At 39.6% G+C, this 18,976-nt stretch carries 32 protein-coding genes; all 32 read right to left on the bottom strand.

Features of this window, described 5'->3' with window-relative positions:
* The 32 genes from BO48_RS07080 to ssb all read right to left on the bottom strand — a co-directional run bounded on the left by BO48_RS07080 (position 1) and on the right by ssb (position 18,973).
* Complete coding sequence (locus BO48_RS07080; protein WP_496366726.1) at positions 1 to 945, bottom strand: phage major capsid protein; 945 nt, start codon at positions 943 to 945, stop codon at positions 1 to 3.
* The gene (locus BO48_RS07075; protein ID WP_496366725.1) at positions 945 to 2,051 is read right to left on the bottom strand and encodes an XkdF-like putative serine protease domain-containing protein; all 1,107 of its coding nucleotides are present in this window, start codon (positions 2,049 to 2,051) and stop codon (positions 945 to 947) included. The genes BO48_RS07080 and BO48_RS07075 overlap by 1 nt, the downstream gene beginning before the upstream one ends.
* A gap of 86 nt (positions 2,052 to 2,137) precedes the next feature.
* Positions 2,138 to 3,070 (bottom strand): phage minor head protein, encoded by a 933-nt coding sequence (locus BO48_RS07070; RefSeq protein WP_496366724.1) that lies wholly within the window; start codon positions 3,068 to 3,070, stop codon positions 2,138 to 2,140.
* Positions 3,057 to 4,631 (bottom strand): phage portal protein, encoded by a 1,575-nt coding sequence (locus tag BO48_RS07065; RefSeq protein WP_496366723.1) that lies wholly within the window; start codon positions 4,629 to 4,631, stop codon positions 3,057 to 3,059. Before BO48_RS07065 ends, BO48_RS07070 begins: the two co-directional genes overlap by 14 nt.
* A gap of 2 nt (positions 4,632 to 4,633) precedes the next feature.
* Positions 4,634 to 5,995, bottom strand: coding sequence for a PBSX family phage terminase large subunit (locus BO48_RS07060; RefSeq protein ID WP_496366822.1), 1,362 nt, complete (start codon positions 5,993 to 5,995; stop codon positions 4,634 to 4,636).
* A 9-nt stretch (positions 5,996 to 6,004) separates the two neighbouring features.
* Positions 6,005 to 6,886: a phage terminase small subunit gene (gene terS / locus BO48_RS07055; RefSeq protein WP_496366722.1), complete on the bottom strand. Its 882-nt coding sequence runs from the start codon at positions 6,884 to 6,886 to the stop codon at positions 6,005 to 6,007.
* A 47-nt stretch (positions 6,887 to 6,933) separates the two neighbouring features.
* Positions 6,934 to 7,530: a sigma factor-like helix-turn-helix DNA-binding protein gene (locus BO48_RS07050; RefSeq protein WP_496366721.1), complete on the bottom strand. Its 597-nt coding sequence runs from the start codon at positions 7,528 to 7,530 to the stop codon at positions 6,934 to 6,936.
* Between the two features lie 96 nt (positions 7,531 to 7,626).
* Complete coding sequence (locus BO48_RS07045; RefSeq protein WP_496366720.1) at positions 7,627 to 7,830, bottom strand: XtrA/YqaO family protein; 204 nt, start codon at positions 7,828 to 7,830, stop codon at positions 7,627 to 7,629.
* A 3-nt stretch (positions 7,831 to 7,833) separates the two neighbouring features.
* Complete coding sequence (locus tag BO48_RS07040) at positions 7,834 to 8,070, bottom strand: hypothetical protein (protein ID WP_496366719.1); 237 nt, start codon at positions 8,068 to 8,070, stop codon at positions 7,834 to 7,836.
* 102 nt (positions 8,071 to 8,172) lie between these two features.
* Positions 8,173 to 8,352 carry an XtrA/YqaO family protein gene (locus BO48_RS07035; protein WP_496366718.1) on the bottom strand — a complete coding sequence of 60 codons (180 nt, stop codon included), beginning with the start codon at positions 8,350 to 8,352 and terminating at the stop codon, positions 8,173 to 8,175.
* A 55-nt stretch (positions 8,353 to 8,407) separates the two neighbouring features.
* Positions 8,408 to 8,860, bottom strand: coding sequence for a RusA family crossover junction endodeoxyribonuclease (locus tag BO48_RS07030; RefSeq protein ID WP_496366717.1), 453 nt, complete (start codon positions 8,858 to 8,860; stop codon positions 8,408 to 8,410).
* Between the two features lie 4 nt (positions 8,861 to 8,864).
* The gene (locus BO48_RS07025) at positions 8,865 to 9,065 is read right to left on the bottom strand and encodes a hypothetical protein (RefSeq protein WP_496366716.1); all 201 of its coding nucleotides are present in this window, start codon (positions 9,063 to 9,065) and stop codon (positions 8,865 to 8,867) included.
* 87 nt (positions 9,066 to 9,152) lie between these two features.
* Positions 9,153 to 9,710, bottom strand: a complete 558-nt coding sequence (locus BO48_RS07020; RefSeq protein ID WP_496366715.1) for a dUTP diphosphatase — start codon at positions 9,708 to 9,710, stop codon at positions 9,153 to 9,155.
* A complete protein-coding gene (locus BO48_RS07015; RefSeq protein WP_496366714.1) occupies positions 9,711 to 9,899 on the bottom strand; it encodes a hypothetical protein in 189 nt (62 codons plus the stop codon).
* 58 nt (positions 9,900 to 9,957) lie between these two features.
* Positions 9,958 to 10,236, bottom strand: a complete 279-nt coding sequence (locus BO48_RS07010; RefSeq protein WP_496366713.1) for a hypothetical protein — start codon at positions 10,234 to 10,236, stop codon at positions 9,958 to 9,960.
* Between the two features lie 164 nt (positions 10,237 to 10,400).
* On the bottom strand, positions 10,401 to 11,048 hold the full coding sequence (locus tag BO48_RS07005) for a hypothetical protein (protein ID WP_496366712.1): 648 nt from the start codon (positions 11,046 to 11,048) through the stop codon (positions 10,401 to 10,403).
* Positions 11,049 to 11,096: 48 nt separating this feature from the next.
* Positions 11,097 to 11,387, bottom strand: a complete 291-nt coding sequence (locus tag BO48_RS07000) for a hypothetical protein (protein WP_496366711.1) — start codon at positions 11,385 to 11,387, stop codon at positions 11,097 to 11,099.
* Complete coding sequence (locus BO48_RS06995; protein ID WP_496366710.1) at positions 11,374 to 11,562, bottom strand: hypothetical protein; 189 nt, start codon at positions 11,560 to 11,562, stop codon at positions 11,374 to 11,376. The genes BO48_RS07000 and BO48_RS06995 overlap by 14 nt, the downstream gene beginning before the upstream one ends.
* The gene (locus tag BO48_RS06990) at positions 11,559 to 11,837 is read right to left on the bottom strand and encodes an AbrB/MazE/SpoVT family DNA-binding domain-containing protein (protein ID WP_496366709.1); all 279 of its coding nucleotides are present in this window, start codon (positions 11,835 to 11,837) and stop codon (positions 11,559 to 11,561) included. The genes BO48_RS06995 and BO48_RS06990 overlap by 4 nt, the downstream gene beginning before the upstream one ends.
* An 87-nt stretch (positions 11,838 to 11,924) precedes the next feature.
* Positions 11,925 to 12,134, bottom strand: coding sequence for a hypothetical protein (locus BO48_RS06985; RefSeq protein ID WP_496366708.1), 210 nt, complete (start codon positions 12,132 to 12,134; stop codon positions 11,925 to 11,927).
* 16 nt (positions 12,135 to 12,150) lie between these two features.
* The gene (locus BO48_RS06980; RefSeq protein WP_496366707.1) at positions 12,151 to 12,933 is read right to left on the bottom strand and encodes a hypothetical protein; all 783 of its coding nucleotides are present in this window, start codon (positions 12,931 to 12,933) and stop codon (positions 12,151 to 12,153) included.
* Entirely contained in the window at positions 12,930 to 13,142 is a 213-nt protein-coding gene (locus tag BO48_RS06975) for a hypothetical protein (RefSeq protein WP_496366706.1), read from the bottom strand. The genes BO48_RS06980 and BO48_RS06975 overlap by 4 nt, the downstream gene beginning before the upstream one ends.
* The gene (locus BO48_RS06970; RefSeq protein ID WP_496366705.1) at positions 13,143 to 14,129 is read right to left on the bottom strand and encodes a DNA cytosine methyltransferase; all 987 of its coding nucleotides are present in this window, start codon (positions 14,127 to 14,129) and stop codon (positions 13,143 to 13,145) included.
* Complete coding sequence (locus BO48_RS06965) at positions 14,126 to 15,046, bottom strand: hypothetical protein (RefSeq protein WP_496366704.1); 921 nt, start codon at positions 15,044 to 15,046, stop codon at positions 14,126 to 14,128. Before BO48_RS06965 ends, BO48_RS06970 begins: the two co-directional genes overlap by 4 nt.
* Positions 15,043 to 15,273, bottom strand: a complete 231-nt coding sequence (locus BO48_RS06960) for a hypothetical protein (RefSeq protein ID WP_496366703.1) — start codon at positions 15,271 to 15,273, stop codon at positions 15,043 to 15,045. The genes BO48_RS06965 and BO48_RS06960 overlap by 4 nt, the downstream gene beginning before the upstream one ends.
* A complete protein-coding gene (locus BO48_RS06955; protein WP_496366702.1) occupies positions 15,257 to 15,421 on the bottom strand; it encodes a hypothetical protein in 165 nt (54 codons plus the stop codon). The genes BO48_RS06960 and BO48_RS06955 overlap by 17 nt, the downstream gene beginning before the upstream one ends.
* A gap of 21 nt (positions 15,422 to 15,442) precedes the next feature.
* Complete coding sequence (locus BO48_RS06950) at positions 15,443 to 16,405, bottom strand: DnaD domain protein (protein ID WP_496366701.1); 963 nt, start codon at positions 16,403 to 16,405, stop codon at positions 15,443 to 15,445.
* Between the two features lie 15 nt (positions 16,406 to 16,420).
* Positions 16,421 to 16,594 (bottom strand): hypothetical protein, encoded by a 174-nt coding sequence (locus BO48_RS06945; protein WP_496366700.1) that lies wholly within the window; start codon positions 16,592 to 16,594, stop codon positions 16,421 to 16,423.
* Complete coding sequence (locus BO48_RS06940; protein WP_496366699.1) at positions 16,591 to 17,271, bottom strand: putative HNHc nuclease; 681 nt, start codon at positions 17,269 to 17,271, stop codon at positions 16,591 to 16,593. The genes BO48_RS06945 and BO48_RS06940 overlap by 4 nt, the downstream gene beginning before the upstream one ends.
* A 23-nt stretch (positions 17,272 to 17,294) precedes the next feature.
* On the bottom strand, positions 17,295 to 18,014 hold the full coding sequence (locus BO48_RS06935) for a hypothetical protein (protein WP_496366698.1): 720 nt from the start codon (positions 18,012 to 18,014) through the stop codon (positions 17,295 to 17,297).
* Between the two features lie 12 nt (positions 18,015 to 18,026).
* Positions 18,027 to 18,347 carry a replication terminator protein gene (locus tag BO48_RS06930; RefSeq protein ID WP_496366696.1) on the bottom strand — a complete coding sequence of 107 codons (321 nt, stop codon included), beginning with the start codon at positions 18,345 to 18,347 and terminating at the stop codon, positions 18,027 to 18,029.
* 113 nt (positions 18,348 to 18,460) lie between these two features.
* Positions 18,461 to 18,973 carry a single-stranded DNA-binding protein gene (gene ssb, locus BO48_RS06925; protein ID WP_496366695.1) on the bottom strand — a complete coding sequence of 171 codons (513 nt, stop codon included), beginning with the start codon at positions 18,971 to 18,973 and terminating at the stop codon, positions 18,461 to 18,463.
* Positions 18,974 to 18,976 lie beyond the last annotated feature (3 nt).

Genomic DNA, 18,976 nt, shown 5'->3' with positions numbered 1-18,976 from the left:
TTAATCCTCCTTGATATTAATAATTTTTGAAACCGCTTCTTCTTCTTCATATTTAGCATCCAGTTTCATAGTCAGGACGAAGATATAACCACGCCTAGTGATACTTCTCTCCATCTCAATGCGGATATCACGAGAAACACCAACCATAATGTTCTTAGGATGAACAAAGATACCATTCGAAACTTCAGCACCTTCAGCACCAAAATCAAACGGATTCAAGTTTGCACAACCTTTAACTGGTGCGCCGTAAGCGTTTGGATGCCCGCCAGTAACAAGTGTATTGTCACCTAAAGCTGTTTGACGGCCGACAATGCTATCTTTCCACTCCATAACGTTGTTATGAGAAATGTAGAAATTATTGTCAGTAATTCGTTTGCGGTAACGGGAAGGGACGACTTTAATGGCGTTCTTGAATGCTTCTTTAGTCAATGCTGCACCCTCTAAGTCCACAATGTGAGACTGAGTCTGCTTCAAAAGACCGTCGATTAAAGCAAGGTAGCTATCTGCCGAATCAACGTCACCATTGATAATTAACTCTTCGACATCAAGTGCCGCTTGTTGAGCTAGCAGTTTAACGATCGTATCAGTGATATTGTTATCTTCAATGTTATTCTCGATAGTGTCATCTGAAATGTTGACTTCAGCAATGACTTCTTTTGCTGAAAGGCTGACTTTTCCAGTTGACGGTTTTACTCTTTGGTCTTCAGGTAATTCTGTAAATTCCTCAGCAGAACGAAGTACACGCTGACCGAATCCAATTTTGTCAAATGTCTGGTTGTCACTATTCATACGAACAGTACGAGCATCATTTAAAATTGTCGGCTCGTCTTTCATCATTTGAATGAATCTAGCTGATTGTGTCGGGTTCATCTGTCCGCCAGTTTTAAGACTGTTAACCCCAAAGAAATTCTTCTGCAGTTTATCTAGGATTTCGCTGTTCTTCATTATTGGTTACCTCCCATGAATAGTGAGTCGAAAACGCCCACATTTTCTTCTTTCTTGATTGTTTCTTCGTCATCATCCAATCGGTTAGACCTCTTAGTATTTTTCTTAAGAGAATCAACATCCTCTTGGATTGGTTTCAAGCTCTCCTCGATAGTCTTAGCTATAGTGGATTTAATATCTTCGGCAGTAAGTTCTGTTTCAGTATTTTCTTCAGTTTGTCCCTCTTCTTTTTTAAGCTGAGTGATATCATTTTTTAAATCACCAACCTCTTCAGAGATAGCTTCTTTAACAAGCTTTTTAATATCTTCTGCTTTCATGTCGTCTTCCTCCTTGCTTATTCCTTCATATTCTTCTTTTGATTTCTGCAATTCTTCATAAGAAATCTCATTAATGAGTTCTACGAATTCATTTGCATCTTCTTTCAGTTGCTCCATATCCGTCTGGTAATTGTCATACATGCTTTCTTCAAGAGAGCTGAAAGCAGCGAAAACATTACGGCTCTTTTTATTACGTTCGTAATAGTCTCGGACCACGCCTTTTGACAATGCTTCGCCGACGGCATCTTTAATCTTTTCGATGAAAGTTTTTTCTTCACTATCGTCCTTTTCAGGCTTTGTATTGGAGTTACTTTGTTTTTCTATCGATTGAGCAGTCCCTGCCATAGAGTAACCAGTGATGTCACCCTTTTTAATCGACTCCCAAACTTCATCAGAAGCCTTAGTTACCATGACCCAAGTGCCTTTGGTTATTGTCTCCTCGCCGATTTCGAAGTCAGCCGGCGCAATGTAGCTTTCGACAACCTCTCCCACACCTGCTTCAAAGTCGTGATTGGTATCAATATTCCGAGCTTCCTTCATGAAGTTATGTGCAGCGACTTCAATATCGTCCGCTTCCATATAATCCCCATGAGCATCTTCTGTATCAGGTTCATAAACTACGCCGTATACAAGTTGCTTTTCATCGGATTTATCGATAATGACATCAACATCTTTTTCGAAGTCAGGTTTGCCCTCAAGACTTTTAGTAAGTAAAAACTTCTTTTTATTTGCGGCGCTATTCACATATGACACGTGAGTGATTTCCGCATTTTTCAATTGTCTCGCCATGTTTGTCCTCCTCCCTCACAAGTAGGTGGCTTAGCGAGTACAAAAAGACATAAAAAAGAGCATGTGACTGCACAGCTCTAAATTTATTATGTTAACCCTAGCTCTTGTCTTGCCTCTTCCCGGATTTGCATCTTTTCTTCGTAGGATAGGCCCAGGATATGACTGTCTACGACAGGACTCACAATGCACCCACAGTTAATACGTTCTTTAGCTGATAATTTGGTGTCTCCCGGTTGCATACACGTCTCGCCTGAGCCGGGTATGACAAACTCTTTATCCACATCGATGATCTTTCCATCAAGCATCATGTGATTCGGTCTCGGCTGTTTCCTATTCTTAGCGCCACTATGCCGCCATTTCTTACCTCTGACCGAGGGAGATTGCTCATATGACTCTTGTAGTGCCACATTCGAAGCGCTTAACACTTCAGTGATTGCAGTGGTCCTTGCCCGCTGTCTATTGAAATCGGGCATATCTTTTAATTCAAGTTCTATATTTTGGATGGATTTACCTTCTTCCAATGCGTCCACAAGGGCATCTTCTACATGCTCATTGGTATTCAACTGCATGATGTTCGACAACTCTTCAGACCACTCTTCTATAATTTCTGTGGTCCGTCTGGATGGCTCTTCAAATGGAATGTCTGGATCAATGCTTTCCATCATCGAAGTGGTGATATTTTCCACTATCTCTCTGAAGTATTCAGAATTGATATCTTTTGTTGCATCTTTGAACTCTTCACTGATAAATAGGTTATTCCCATAATAAGCTGCCATTTGTTCGAAGGTCATTGAATTGAATATGATGTCTTCTTCAGTCTTCGCAATGGAAGAGTTGAGTAATTCTATCAGTCTATTCAACTCTTCTCTAAACACTTTCGCCATCGCCGTTTCATATCTTTCAATGGCATTCGGAATGTGTTCGCTGCCTTCGAATTCTTGGATGATATCCAAGTCGCCCTTTTGGATATCATGAACATACTTATTAATATTCTCAATAAGTGTTTCAGTCTTGTTCATTCTTCATCTCCAAAAGCACATCTCTTACATCTTTCAATAGGTGGGCGACCTCGTCATCACTCTTTTGTATTTCACCACTTCTTATTTCATCAATTATTTCAGTGTTGCCTCTTCTACCTAACACAACAGGACGGTCATAAAATTCATCCCACTCGTCCAACTCAACACCTAGAATCTCTCCTAGAAGCGGTCTTAAATCATTAGGGGATGCAGCACCGCCATCGATGAATGGCTGGATTAATTTAGCTAGCTCTTTAGGGTCTCTAAAGTCGGCGTTCTTAAATACAAGTTTTGCTTGGTAGATCCCCAATTCAGGAAGCAGCACTGAGTTTAACCGCCTGGCTATCTTCTTTCTTTCCGGTTGGAAGACTTGCTCTTCAGTAATCTCCCTAGCAGTGTCTGATGTCGCTCTATTGTATTCTTCAGCTTCCCCAGTATAGATTGGAGGTAGTCGGAATGATGACCTAATTTTCTTACGAGTCTCTTTATCGTACTCCAAGAAGAGTGCATCCTGTTGGATGACTTGAGCGAGGTCCTTAATATCTACCTTCGCAGGCGTAACCTTCTCTTCGCCAGTGTTGCTTTCTGTAGTATCTCCCATGGCTTCCAGTAATAAGAATTTGTGAGCATTCTCGACGCCCTGAGCATTCTTCATGTAGCCTTCCAAGTCATCTTTTGATTTTTGGTCAAGCATACCGTTTGAAACAGTGATTGCTGCCGGTAGATGTCTACCATTTTGGAAGTAGTAAAAGTTGAGTTCTTCTGCCTTTCTAGCACCCAAAGCAGAGATTACATTACCTATCCATCGAGGCTTGCCATAAGTGTCATTACCAATCTTAATGTGCAGCACTTCAGAAGCTCTGTCGTCGTAGTCAACAGAATCGCTGTATTCACCAGTCTTCATGTGTAATTGTTGAGGGTGTCCATACTCTTTAAAGTAGACCTTCTTCATACCTACCACTTGCACATATCTCCTGAATGTTTTTTGACTCGATTTATTCTTCAGTTTTCCATTGATTTCTACTTCTCTTGTAATCGTTTGAGATTCTTCATCCTTTTTACATATCCTCATGTTTTCAGATGGCAGGTGTTCAAATGTCGATATCTCACCATCATCCGATCGTAGTATCTCGAAATAACCATTGCCCGTCTTCTCCAAGTCATCTTCAACCGCTTCAATCACTTCTTCGATAGGTGTTTCCAAGTTAATGTAATTGAGGTATCCCGACAGTTCCCTGACTTCTTTTTCTACAACATCTTTCTCTTCTTCTTTCAGCACGGTGGTATCTACTCTGGCTTGCGCTTCTAGTCCGAAACCTGCGATGTTTGTTTTATATGCATCAATACATTGCTGCAGTATAGACGATTGTTCGCACAATAATATCAATAGTTTGTTTTCATAAGGAGGGTCTAAAATATCTTGATTTATGGTTGTAGAACTTTCATCTTCTATTTGATTTCCCTTTTCCACTTTTGTATTTTTCAACATTTCATCTTGAGTTTTCATGATTGGATGCTTTGCACTTTCCATGTCAACGTTATAAACGGTAGCTTTCGCCATTATTACCTTCTCCTCCTGTCTCTTCTTCTAATTTCCGGTCTTGTTTTGTTATCAGAATGTTTAATATCTGTAATGTGATAGTTCTCTATTCCATACCATATGGAAGAAAATGTATGTGAATCAATATTAAAGTCATCTTCTATGGTCTTGCCATCCTTATCTCTTGCAAATGTAAGAGTCTTTAACTCTCTAACGTGGTGCTTGCACTCTTCAGCAATGAGGATTTTCTTGAATCGCTTCACTTTCTTTGTGTTGGCCACCCTGGAGTTTGGTCCTTTGGCAGCACCGACCATATCCAATCCTTGCCTACGGTAGTAAGCTATTGATTTATGCTCCAGGTCGGCAGTGACTCTCTCACCACCAACAACTCGACTGCCGACATACTCTCCGAACTCTAAGTACTCTTTCAAGTCTTCTAGTATTTCAGGATCAGTTAATCCTCTTGAATAGTATTCGTCAGTGATGAAGAGCCATTGCCGGTCTGTATCGATTGTCATTTTACTGAGAGCGTTATACGATTCCACAAAGCCAAAGTCGAATCCATTTCTTTTGATGATGTTTTCAGACCTTGCTATTTCGTCCATAATCAACGCCCTTGGAGCGACTTCGATTTGAGGTAATACTCTAATGCCATTTACACCGAATCGTCCTTCACGTGCAATCCTGTACAAGTCTGGGTCGTACTCTTTTATCTCGTCTAATTGGTCAATGTATGACTGAGGTAAAAAGAAGTTGTCGTCTGCAGTTGAGTAATGATAGTAAGTATCGTTAGCAACCATAGTCATGTTTTTGTAAAGTTCTTCATCATCTAATACATGCCGCTCTTCGAGCTCGTCATAGAAGAAGTGCTTGAATGTCCAGTTATCCATGCTGACCGGGTTTGTCGTCAGGATGATGTGCAGTTTATGAGTTGGATGCCTTAAGCGCCCTAGCAGTTCTTTGAACGCCTCATAGTTAATCTCACTGCACTCTTCAATCCATATCAGGCTGATGTTGTTGATGGATTTAAGCTTGGCCGGATTGTCCAAACCTTTAAATAGTAATTTGGATCCGTTGCTAAACTTCAATTCATAAGGAGATCTAGCCACACGTATTTTTCCATGAGCAATCCTGCCTACTGTTCGATGATCAGCGAGTCCTAAGCCCTCTATCAGTTCCTCAAATAATGAAATCGTGCTGTCTTTATGAGTGCCGTATACATCACGGACAACCATTCCAGTACGTTTTTCAGATAGAAGCTTCAGCAATATTTTAAATGCGGTATGGTAACTCTTACTGGAGCCGTATCCACCAACGAGAAGATATTCTTTGTGGTTCCAATCAAATACATAGTCTTCGAATCGAGGGTTAACCTCTTTCTGTATGACAGCCATTTAATCACTGCCCTTCTCAGAGGAGGCTCTGATGATTTCGATTTGAAGCGGCACATCTTCTTCAGGTCCAACATCCAATAGCTCAAGTTCTTTTTCCAACTTACGATTCTTGAGGTATTGTCCTGGTCTTTTATAGTCAAGCGACTCCTCAATGTCATTCCGAGTCTTAATTGCCCTCAACAAGGTATCTGTCACCTTAGTAAGAGCTTCCTCAATAAGTAAGATGTCATTTATCTTTCGGTAAGAGGTTTCGTGCCTCTCCACTTCTTTCAAATTGTACTTAGGCGTTTTAATAGCATAACCATCTATGATTTCTATATCCGTTCCGTCTTTAACCATACGATGGACAGACAGCGTTTCTTTTTCTTCGTCAGATAAGTCATCCTCTAAGGTCTGTATCCTTCTCATCATCCGGCGCTGTCTTATCCGCAGCTCGACAATGGTTTCACCTATATTTATAAGCGGATCATATTCATTCGATAGCATGTCAACGACCATATCTTTCTCATCCTTGTCTAAGAAATCAAATGATATGGTCTCGTAAAGCCCGTGCTTCACTGCATTTTTATTACCTGTTTTAGGCTTGGTATTACCCCTGTTGCCTTTAGCAAATTGATTACCTTTAGGCGCTTGGTAGTTCTGCTTCTTGCCCTTACCTTTACCATTACTAGAGACCTTACCTTTACCATTTGAATGGTCGTAAGGTAAGTCTGCTAATTCTCCATTGAGAATCTTTTCCCATTTGTCTTGGGATTTCCACTTACTGATGAGACTCGGAGACACACTGAGCTTCTCAGCAATCTCTTTTGGCATCAGCTTTCCACGAGATTCTAAATATAGTCTCCTGGATTCATCACGTTTAGGATTACGTTGTCTGCTCATTTCACATGTGCCACCTCCACTCTGTCTATATATAGTTGGCTCAGCGCTTACAGCACGCCTTCAAGTAAGAATATATCTGAGTCCTTATTCACTTTTATTTTGTGCCTGGCACGCCTTAGCATAGTATTAACAGTCGAAGGCTTTACCTTCATGAACTCTGCTATATTACCAATCGATAGCTGTTGACCTTCAAAGAGCATGAAGGCCTCCTTTTCTTTTGCTGTTAGGGTTGATAAAGCGGATTCGAGTTTAAATAACGTCTCCTGGTTCACTTCTTCCTGTTCTTGGTATAGAGTATCGTCGGTGCTATATATCACTTCTAGTAACTTAGGGTCCACTTCAATCGTCCGTTGATCATATGAGTAGTTTTCAATACTCGTTACATTGTCTGGACACTTACCGCTTCTTAACCATTTCAAAGCATAGGTTGTGGATGTGATCATTTGAGACAGCAGGCTTACCTCTCGCTTGAATTCGACAATCCTCACCAATTCATCATCAGTAAGAGGCTCTCTATCTATCTTCTTTTGTTCTAACTTCTTAAGAGGCGCTTGATACTCTTTCTTTCTGACATTCAGGTCTCTCAACTCATCCTTATAATCCTCGATTAGATCCGACCAATGTCCCCAACTTGAACTTGTCACATTCAACCCTCCCTCAAATAAAAAAGGGACACCAATGAAGCGGTCTATAACCGTCCTCGAAAGTGTCCCCTAGCTGTCTAGTAGGCGCTTATTTAATTAGAATAACTCACTTGTTTTCGCTTGTACTTTGGTTACTTTACTATCTTCAGTGACTATGCTCACCTGTCCGTGCGAAGGTAACTCTGTCGCCCTTACTTTACCGTTGCTTACTATTAGTGCATGGTTGTTTAAATCATTATTCATTACGTACTCAATTAAATCTTTGTGTTCATCATGACTCGCTTCTTCTGTTCTACTCATACGTCACCCACCCATTAGATTGATTGCTGATTTGCCTTTCGGCTCATCATCTTCTTTTTTGCTCTTCTTCTCTAATTCTCCAATTGTGAGCGCTGCATAGAACTTCTTATCACTCACTTGGAAACAGATATCTATAATGTCTCTTGTTACTGGTAGCAGTGCCTGGTGTTCGTTAATCTTTTCTTGCAACCTCTTTACGGAATCCGCTTCAATAATTTCAATGTTATTTTTAAATCCCATTACCCAACACCCCTTTTAATTGAAATAAAAAAGAGAGACACAAAATAACAGTTTTTAGCTGCTATAATGTGTCCCCCAGTTGTCTGGTAGGCCCATTCGTTTTTAGAAGTCGGAAGATCGAGTGAATTCCACTCTTTTAACACTTCCGTCGTAGCTTGTAATGACTGTATTGCCTTCTTTTAGCAAGTCCACAATCTTTACTTTGCCCTTGTTTACAATTATAGCATGATTTTTATATTTTTCCTCTAAAAACTGAATGTCTTGCCGATTTATCTCTTTCATATCCGCAAACCCCTCCTGAGTGTTGGTTTCAGTGTATATGTGTTATTCATTTAATTTATCGATTGAGAGCGCTCATTCCGCTCAAATCTTTAACTTTTATGGATACATGGTCAGTGTTTCCATACTCTTTGTTGATACTGAGTTCGACAACTTGAGAGTCATCTTGGTAAATTGTTCCATTTAATGCATCGAGAATCGCTTTTGCTAAGTTGTCGAGGTCTGGACGTTTCACATATCTCAACGTGCCGTCTTGTGCCGACTGCCTCTTCTTCTTTGCGTAAGAGGTAGGTATTGAATAAACGAAATTGAGGTGTACAGCAACCGGGATTGGATCAGGAATGATTATCATCCGGCGTTTATTCATTTCGCTTTTGGCAGTGAGCTTCACCAGCCGCTTATAAGTAACGCTCCTGCTAGAATTGACCGCTTTTGACTTTCCAGTCTCTGTCCTGAAGACTCTGGGACGGGGTTGGGGTACAGGCTTTCCTTCCACAATAAATTCAATCACTGGATCACTCCCACAGTTTCTTTTTATCGCCTTGATAGAACGGCTGATTGTTTTGTTTCTTCTTTATGGCTTCATGCATATTTTTAGGTTTAATATTCGGTTTGCTGCCATAAGTCTTATTAAATGCCGATTGGATAGTTTCATTCATCCTTTGGTGTATCTCTTCGGATTCGAGAATCAATCCTTTGTTGCTTTTCAAATTCACCACTACGCCTCCCTAGTATTTCTTTCACTGCTTCTAATATGTTTTTAGTCGTATTTCCCTCTGTTGAACCAGGCACTGTACTCATAATCAGGGATACACCTCGTCCGTGCTTCCAAACCCCTTATTTCCTCTGGCTGATTCCCCTTCGAATTCATCTACCATTTTTACTGCAGGTGTCACTATAGGAGTGATGACCAGCTGAGCGATCTTATCGCCTTTACTTATTTGATACACTCGGCCCGATGCAATGCCGAAGGGATTGCCATTCTTAACCTTCTGACCCTTGACATCATACTTGAGCATCTCAAATCCTCTGTCTAATTCTCGGTTATTGATTTCCACTTCTCTCTCGTTTGCCTGTTCATCATTCTTTATATTGACCATCATCTCTCCGTTATATCCTGCATCTATTTTGCCCGTCTCCACAACGATATTTGTCTTACTGGAGACTCCTGATCGTGAAGTAAGGAATCCCACATAACCAGGAGGGATGTCTACTGCTATACCTGTCTTCAGAAGGTGCTTTGCCTGCGGAACCAATATCACATCTTCATTTGCATATATATCAAGGCCTGCATCTGTCTCATGAGATCTTGTAGGTATAATTGCATCTGGGTGTAACTTCTTTATGCTGATAGTGTTCATTTATTTACCTCTTTCAATTAATTGTTTTTCGTACAGTTCTAACTTTATTTGTGAATGCTTTTTGTGCAGCTCCAACATTTCTTCATCTCTCTTCTTGGCGTAATCTTTCCAAATCTGCACTTCATGGCGTTTTGCAAAATACAGACCGGTCATTATCCCGGTTATTGACATTAGGATTGTAATTATCATATCTACTCCTCCAGGGCTTCTGAAAATTTGTCTAAGTCCATTCCATCCACTCTCCTAATCAAAATAAGTAGTTGCTGTACTGAGCAATGTAATCATCCAGATAAATTTCGCCTTCAAATCCACTCGCAAGTTTTTTGATCTCAGCAGCTCTTGCTTCCATTTCTTCTTCTGTAACATTCCATTCGCTCATGTCTGGCAATTTGATCATGCCTTCTCCGTAAGACTCATAAATTATACGCTCATCAGAAGACAGTCGCTTGTTTAATATCCACATCTCACCGGAGCCATTTCTTCCGTGGTCGTTATAAATAAATTCCCTAGGATACTTGTTAGTCATTCTGAATCCTCCTCCATTTCAATAATCAACTCTGTTATTCGGATTTATCCGACTATCAATTTATACAATCCGTATGTGAGGATTACTGACCAGGAAATAACTAAAAGCAAAACTAATGAAACGAGTATCATTCCTATTAGTTCTCCCATATTTTTAGGTTTCATCTACTCACCTCCTATTTCTCTTGCTTCTTCTACTGCAGATTGAGTTGTATTGTTATGAGATTCTACAACTTCATTCGCTCTTAACAGTTCTGCTTCCAAGTGAATTACATATTCTTGATCAGGAGCGTTCTGTAATTGTCCTTCTAGCTCTGAAATTCTATCAACAGCGCCATTGTAATTTTCATTTGCCGTTTGTAGTTCGCTTTCTAAGTTATCTACATATTCTTGGTCCGGAGCGTTATCTAATTGAGTTTGTAAGTTATCTCTTTCTGTTCTCAAATTGTCGATTTGTGTGTTCTTTTCTTCTATTTCGTTTTGTTTTGCATTTAAATCGGTCGATAATGTAGCGTTATCTGTTTTCAATTGCTCGATTTCATCTTTTAATTCATCGATCTTATTAACAAGTCCGGGTGGATTGTTTTCTTTATAGAGTTCTAGCTCTTCAGCGATTAACCGCCCTCGCTCTTCCGCTGATATCCTACCCTCGTTTTCAGCTCTTAAGATGTCCATAATTTCCTCTAGATGTCCTGTAGACTCTGATATTTGAGTATCTCCCTCGAATGAGATCCATCCATTCGCATAGGCAATAGACCCTGCTCCAATTAGTAATAAAGCCCCTGCTATAAATCCTAGTAAAGTTTTTTTCATGTCATTTCTCCTTTGATTATTAAATGTTGTTTTCCTCCGACCTGCGAACTATCCGTAATTTTGACAGTTTTGTCTTCCTTTGGTTTGAACTTCATTTGCTTTATCCTCCCCTGACCATTTGAATGTCAAGTCCATCCAGACATCTTCAGGTACCTTATCCAATTCAAATGAAATCGCTTTGTAAGGGTATGATTTGACCACTTCATCCATACTCACTTCTTGCTCGTATAAGTAGTCCGGGTCTCTTTTCTTTGGGTAAAACACTAATATGTCATCGATTCTGTAAAGGGTAGCAAAGTCACCGTTCCACTTTTCCATAACTTTTTTATTTTCTGTCATTTCCAGAACCTCCTGCATCTTCATTAATTTGTTTAATCATTTGTGACACTGCACCACTGATAAATGCTGAATACATCACCATATCTCCCAAGTGCATATATCTTTCAGGGATGAGCGTTACAAAAACTAAACCGAAAAATAGTGCTGTAGCTCCTCCGCAGATGAATATCCTCATAAACCAAACTCCTCTTTGAGACTTTCTAATAATTCCTCAGCGCCCTCTTGACTGAGCACGATTTTTCCATCTGCAAATGATACATTTTCTTTTGAAATATCCCCGGTTATCGCACATGTCAATGCCGGCTCATACTTCCTTAGGATGATTAAGTCCTTTTCTGTAAAAACTTCCAGCGGATCGCTGACATCGATATTCATCATTCTTCTTAGTTCGATTGGTACAACAATTCTTCCGAGTTCATCAACTTTCCTTACAATTCCAGTCGCCTTCATACAACGTCCTCCTCGAGTGTTTTTTGGATTTATCCGACTATCAACTTGTACAATCCATATGTAAGGATTGCAGACGCCGATATATTCTTATAAACTTTCATTCTGAATTTTTTCTTTCAGGTCATTCAATTCATCCATGAGCTTCACATTTGCCTTAATCAAGCCTGCGTCCGGACCATTCATTTTGATGTTTTTTATTTTTTTGTCTCGTCTCTTGAGTTGGTTCTTCAAGCTCTGATTCTCGCCCTTCAGATATTCTACTTTCTCTTGTAGCCTTTTATAGGTCACTTCATCCATCTGTAAACCTCCTTGTTTAAGCCATCTCTTTTTCTTTGTAAGGAACTCCGTTTTTAAATCGATAACCCATACGCTCGAATTTCCCTCTAACACCCGCCTGACTCTTGTCGAGTATATCTGCGATGTGTTCGATGCTATAACCACCCTCAAGCATTCTGGTCATACCTCTCTCTTCTTCAGGAGTGTATTTCACCTTATTGTTTAAATACACTGGCCTGTGCTTAATACCGAGGTCATTTAGTTTACGCTTAATCGCTCCATGAGATCGTCCTATCCTTTTGCAAATTTCAGGGTATGTTTTATCTTGCTTCATCATGCTCTTAAGAATCGCTATCTCTTCGTTGGACCATGGCGTATTATGCGGCATCGGTTTATATTCTTTAGCTTTGAATGCTAATTTCCTGGCTTCATCCACCCACTCTGGCTCTTCAGCGATTGTGTATTTATCAAATCTAGTGAAATCAATCATTTGTCTGTTGGTTTCGGCCCATCTCCAAAAGTCCTTATATCGGATGAATTTCACTCGTTTATTATTCGTCAGCTTTTTAATCTTTACAGGTAGACCATACTTTTCTTCCCAATTCTTCAAAATCCCATAATGTATTTGTATTGCATCGGAAAGCTGAGAGATTGTTATTCCGTCCATACTTTCTAGGAAAGAGCCTAATCCTATCCTGTAAGCTTTCTGTTCAATTGCGCTGAAACTTCTACCTAGATTTCTAGCTATGGTGGTTTTACTCACAAGCCCCCAACTTTCTTCCAAAAGTTCTTTTTCTTCTTGAGTCCAATGTTTGGTCACTTGAACACCTCTTTTAATTTTCTCTTTTCTTTAAAATCGCTGTATTGCTCTTTAGAGAGCCTTAATTCCATTTCATGACCTGGATGTATCTTTATCAACTTGAAGCCGTCCTGGACAGGGATAACTAGGTATTCAAAGCGTTTTTTGCTATGCAACTGAAAAGTTTTTGTGGTTTTCTTAGGTTTATCAAAAATTGATAGCTGTTCCATCTATTCAACTCCTATAAAATCCAATGACATTTGACCTTTAAAACTCTGCTTGTTATTAGGGAATAGCAACTCTTTGAATATCGCTTCCAGTACGTCAGCTACAATCGAGTTTCCGGCCTGATGATATAGTGTGGTCGATTGTTGAGTCTTTTCGACTTCATCGAAATCTTCATCACTGAATCCCATCAACCTCCAAGCCTCACGTTCGGTAATCATTCGGTATTTATTCTCTCCTAGCTTTATTACTCCACTGTTAGGATTGCGGTTTTGCTTTGTAGTAATCGTCCATGCATAATCTTCAATGACCTCAATGCGTCCTTTAAATTTCGTTTCTGAGGGTGGTATGAATTCTTTACTACCACGAATATTCTTTAACATCGAGTGTGACTTTACTGTGTAACTGTCATCGACATCTGTTTCTAAGAACTCGCATATCGGTCTTGTTGGCTTTTCTTCCAGATTATCAAAATTAAATGTTTTATTTCCGAGTATCGATACTACAAAAACTCTTAATCGTTTTTGAGGGATTCCGAAATCCCTAGCATCTAGAACTTTGAAATTATTGGTATATCCGAGTTGCTCCATTTGAGTGATGTATTTCCCGAAAGAGTGGATCATATCTTTATCCAAAACGCCTTTGACATTCTCCCAAACGACAAATTTCGGTTTCCACACCCCTAAGTTCTCTATGATTTTTAATGTTTCCCACATCAGAGAGGACCTGGTCTTGTCCTCGTCATTCCCACCGAGCCTCTTGCCGGCCCTGCTGAAATCTTGGCAGGGTGATCCATGAATCATAATATCCGGCATGAGGTTATATCCAATGACTGATTGCGCTTTATAGCGATTGTCGTAAAGTGCGTTATAAGTTCTGACTGCTTTTTCGTCAATCACCACATAGTCAATCGCTTTATGTTCTATACCTAGATTTATCAAGGCTTTTCTGGGCGATCCGATGCCACCAAAAAGTTCTAGTATTTTAATCAATCAACCTCGCCGCCGTGAGGGACAATTGCAGTCTGGTATATTTGGCCACCAGTGAACTCTGCAACAGACTTAGCATCCTTCAATGACAATGGATTATAATCATTCATGTCTTCAGCACATACAAGAGTGTGTTCGCCATCTACATAGACCTTTCCTAGTTTGACTAAGTAATCGCTGAGTACGATAACACTTGTATCAACAGACCGCTTCATCTTTTTTATGTCCTCAATCTTTTCTTCTAGCTTTTTGCTGAATTTTTGTTCTTCACTTATCGAATGTGCCGTCGCCTTACTAAGCTTCTCGTAATCTTCGGTTAAATTTTTATGAGCAGTCCTGTAATTCTCGATTTCGGATTTAATTTTTTCATAAGCATCTATCAGGCTATTATGTTCTTCCGCTACTGCTGATTTTTCCTTGTTTGCACGATCCAACGCTTGGCCGAGTTCCTCATTCTGTGAAATCAATCTTTTATTTTCTTCTTTGATTGATTCACCTGTTGGGGACCTCATCGCATTTACCGGCTGTTTCTTAGATTTCTCGTGTTCACTTTGCTCTTTAGCCGACCTAAGATTTTGAATTTTTTTAGATTTTTGTTTCTCATCAGAGATTTTGAATGTTTTATTAACATATTTTTCGGCCATTTCAGATTTGACTCCCCTTTTGCTTCGATCAATTCTTTTATCCGAAGCTCTGATCAAATGGTTTTCTTTAATATCTACCAATTCCTCACCCTGCTTTTCGTTATGCTGTTTTAGTAATTCCGCCCATTTTTCTTTATTACGATTTTTAATGCTGTAAATCGCCGACTTAGTTATTTTTAAGTCTTGAGAGGCAGACTTTACGTTAAAGTCATGTTTGGCCATAACGTCAAAAACTTTATAAATAGCATCCGTTTTTGGCCTTCCACGTTTAGTCATTTTGTTCCCCTCGTCTTTCTCATGTTTTCAAAAGCTAAGTAATATCCATCTCCTTGGTCGCTGATATTAGTCTTTAGATCTGGAGCTACAGAGTGGAGCCGCTTCGCTACTTTCTTTACAAATTTCAGTTTGTAGAGGTCTTTCGGATAAACTTTTCCTAGTTGGAACTCAAAGCGAGATAGCAAACAATGCACTTCGCCATTAATTAAATTACTTGTTATCTTCACGAGCGACACCTCCTCCCTTGCGTTCAATGAGTTCGTCTTTTGCCCGGTTTTTCATTTTTATATTTTGAATTTCGCTGATTGTGAAAGTCACCATCATCACAACTGCAAAAAATCCTAGAATTAAAAGAAATGTTAGTAACATTGTCATTTGCACTGCCCCTCAATAATTTTATTTACTTCTAAACTCGCTTATCATTGCTGCGAACTCTGGATCATCCGCAGCTTGTAATTGTTTCTCGGTCTTTGGTTTATTTTTTGGTTTCTCATTCATCCAATCAGGCACTTTCTCTCCTGGACGTTCTCTCATCTTTTGAGAGTAAGATTTTGGACCGGATTGATACTGCTCTTGCATTTTCTTTTTCTCTTCCGCTTCGACTTTTTCGATGGTAGTCAATTCTCTGTTTTTCCAATTGTTCAAAATTGCATTTACGTAAGAGAGTTTTTGAACATTGTTATTACTTGCAACTTCCAAACTTTTGATAATTACTTCGGGTTCAAATATTTCTAAGTGTAGATTTATTTGTTCTGCAGTAAATCCATTCACTGATCCAAATCCCAACTCTGAATATTTTTCGAAGATGACACCGACACCAATTTTTTCTTCTGTTTCTTTCTCTTTTTCTTGTTGTTGTTCTTGTTCTTTATATTGTTCTTTTTCTTTACTTGTTCTTTTTCTTTCTTGCATAGGGTCGGGTAGGGGCTTGGTAGGGGCTTCTAAGGGGCTTATGAACTGTATCATTTTCGTTGATACACCGCTGTTTGAAGCCTGTTCAAGATATTCTTTTACAAAATCTGTATTTTTCACTTCTTCGAGAATACCTGCGACATGTTTTAGTACGTTTGTGCTCGGATTCCAGTTGTGTTTCACCCAATTTATAATCATTATTTCTTTGGTTTCGTCACAATATTTAACCTTCCCGTAGTCGATAAATCTCTGTAAAAGTTTGTCTACAGTTTCTCTGTGATATCCAGTTTCTAGTTCGACAACCCTCTTTGGAAGTTCATATATTCCCACCTGACTGGTCTTTGAATTTGTCATTAAATAGAGGTAGAAATACTTCTCTTCAGGGGTTAAATCCAGAACAAAAGCATCTTGCCAAAATGCCACATGCACATATCTATGCTTGCTCATATTGCCTTCTCCTTCCTACCAACTTCTGAATAAATGTTGGAGTTGATAAACTGCCCATGAATTACTTCTTTCATATTCAAGCCTCTTTTTAGTCTCACGCTCTAATCTGTTCCGTTCTCCAATCTTTCTGATATGATTCCTGTACTCTTCTCCAGTTTTTGTTTCTAACATGATTTCATCGACTGTCATTCCGCTCTCTCCTTTTGACCTTTTAACAACCTGTTCAGCCGGTCATCTACTTTTATCCAACTGTTGATCAGATGGTATTTTTCATTAAATGAATCTATTCCAATTTGATGCTGCTCTCCATGATGGTTCGAGCAAAGTCCTAAGGTGTAGTTGCCAAAGTGATCTATTGTATTTCTGTTCCTGCCACGTCCTACAGCGTAGTAATGAGCTAAGTGTGCATTTGGTTTACCGCATATCACGCACTGCCTGTTGACTGTTGCAAGATATAAGAACCGGTTATCTTCTCTCATTAAGTCACTTGTTCGATAATTCAAAGGGATATGATGCAAGAAGACCCACTCGATGATTACATCGATGATTTGTCCTGCAGTCTGTTTACTGCAGTTCGATAGTGATACAGGTTCTTCATATCCGTGAATTAGCTGCACATAGTCTTGGAACATGTAGCGCATATAGTCTCTAGGCTGTCCTGTGTGAGCCTCTATATCATTTACAAGGGCAAATATCTTCTTCCGCTGTTTGGAGCTGATACGGTATGGATTATGGACATTTACATCTACTGGAACAGAAATTCCATTCTCTAACATCAGGGTTTCGTCGTTCCCTAACTCCAATCCCTCGACAACAGCTGTATATGAGCCGTTGTTGTTTGGGATATATTTAGTGATCCGTTGCATGTCATCACCTTCAGTATTTTCTATTAACCAATTAGGAGGATGCGCCCTTCTTTGATGTCGGATTTTAATTCCTCTTCAAGATATGATTTGATGTTTAACCTTGCCTGATTCCTCCATGCGCCGCCATCCGCTTCATACAGTGCGGCTTGTGCACCGTCATGAAATTCTCTGAGTCTGAACACGAACATCGATTCCGGCTGAGGGATTTCTGTAAATGTCCTGAAAGGCTTCAATTCAACCGGATTCGGCACGACTTCTTCTTGGGCCATCGTCACTCCTTTTTTTGTTTCGACAAGCTGCGTCGTTCCGTTATCACCTACGTTTTTTACGTTTTCTGTCTTCAGATTTCCAATAATGCTCAAAATCTTTCTTTGCGTATCTGTTTCGACAAATAATGACTGGAGTTGTATATTAAATTTTTCGAGATCCATGTAATTATTCAACGTTTTATCAGGTACATCAGCAAGGGCGACGATGACGGCTTCACGTTCTTTGTTCTTGTTCAGTTGAGTTTCCACAAATACTTTTCGCTCATTCATGATTTGAACAATTAATTTATCGTCTTTATCGAAGTCATCTTTCAGAAAATCGACCAGACCAGTTAGTGAGTGGGTCTCCAATTCTCTTCTGACTGGCTCTTTTAATTTATAGAGGCTCGTGTTCGAATATCTTTCGCCGTGCTCTTCATAAAATTCAGTCTCTTGAAATTCATACTTCAACCAATTCATCGCTTCTTTCAACATTTATAATTCCTCCTAGTTATATAACGATCTAACGTTTTTATTTTCTTCTTGCGGACCTTCTGGCTTGCTGCCATCGTCATTCTTCACGTCGCCGTCATCATCAATATAAGCTTGTCCGATTGCTCCGGATTTCAACTCATTTACAATGCGTTCGCCGTCTCCATTTACTCCGGTAGCCATGTTGAATGGTGTGCCTTCTACACTCACCACATTGGATGATGCTGCCGCTTCTACAGCTATGATTTCTCTGTTTTCATCAGCGGACAATTTTAGCTTCAATGTGATAGTTCTATTTTTCTTAGGGTCAGTATTTATATCTAAAATATTCTCCATGACTTTTTCTAGTTCACGTTCGAAATGCTCTTGAACTGCGCCATTCGCTATCTTTGATAGGTCTAGTTTTTGAAGTTTCATATTGTCCTCCAGTTATTTGTTTAATTTATTGATTAAAACGGTAAATCGTCATCGTCGATATCCACTGGTCCATTTGCATCTTGGAATGGATTCTCTTCCAACTTTGATTGCTGAGGCTTACTGTTGTTACCTCTTGATTCTCCACCTGGTGCTGGGCCGTACCTCTGATTGTTCGAATAGGAATGCCTCTCTGCTGAGTTGCTGTTTGATTGATTGTTATTTGTGCCCTTTGGTTCCAGAAACTGCACCGAGTCAGCGACGACCTCAGTCACATATATTCTCTGACCTTCCTTATTTTCATAATTCCTTGTTTGAATCCTGCCATCGACACCGACGAGACTTCCTTTCTTCACATATTTATTAACGTTCTCAGCAATCTTTCTGAATGCAATACAGTTTATAAAGTCGGCACCTCTTTCGCCGTTTTGGTCGGTGAAAGGCCTGTTTATCGCCAAATTAAAGTTACTGATAGAAATATTGTTTTGAGTGACCCGTAAATCCGGATCTCTTGTCAGTCGACCAACAAGAACGACTCGATTTATCATTTA

It is taken from the genome of Lacicoccus kunmingensis DSM 17847 (genome assembly GCF_059568765.1).
This window is presented reverse-complemented; position numbering and strand designations above follow the sequence as displayed.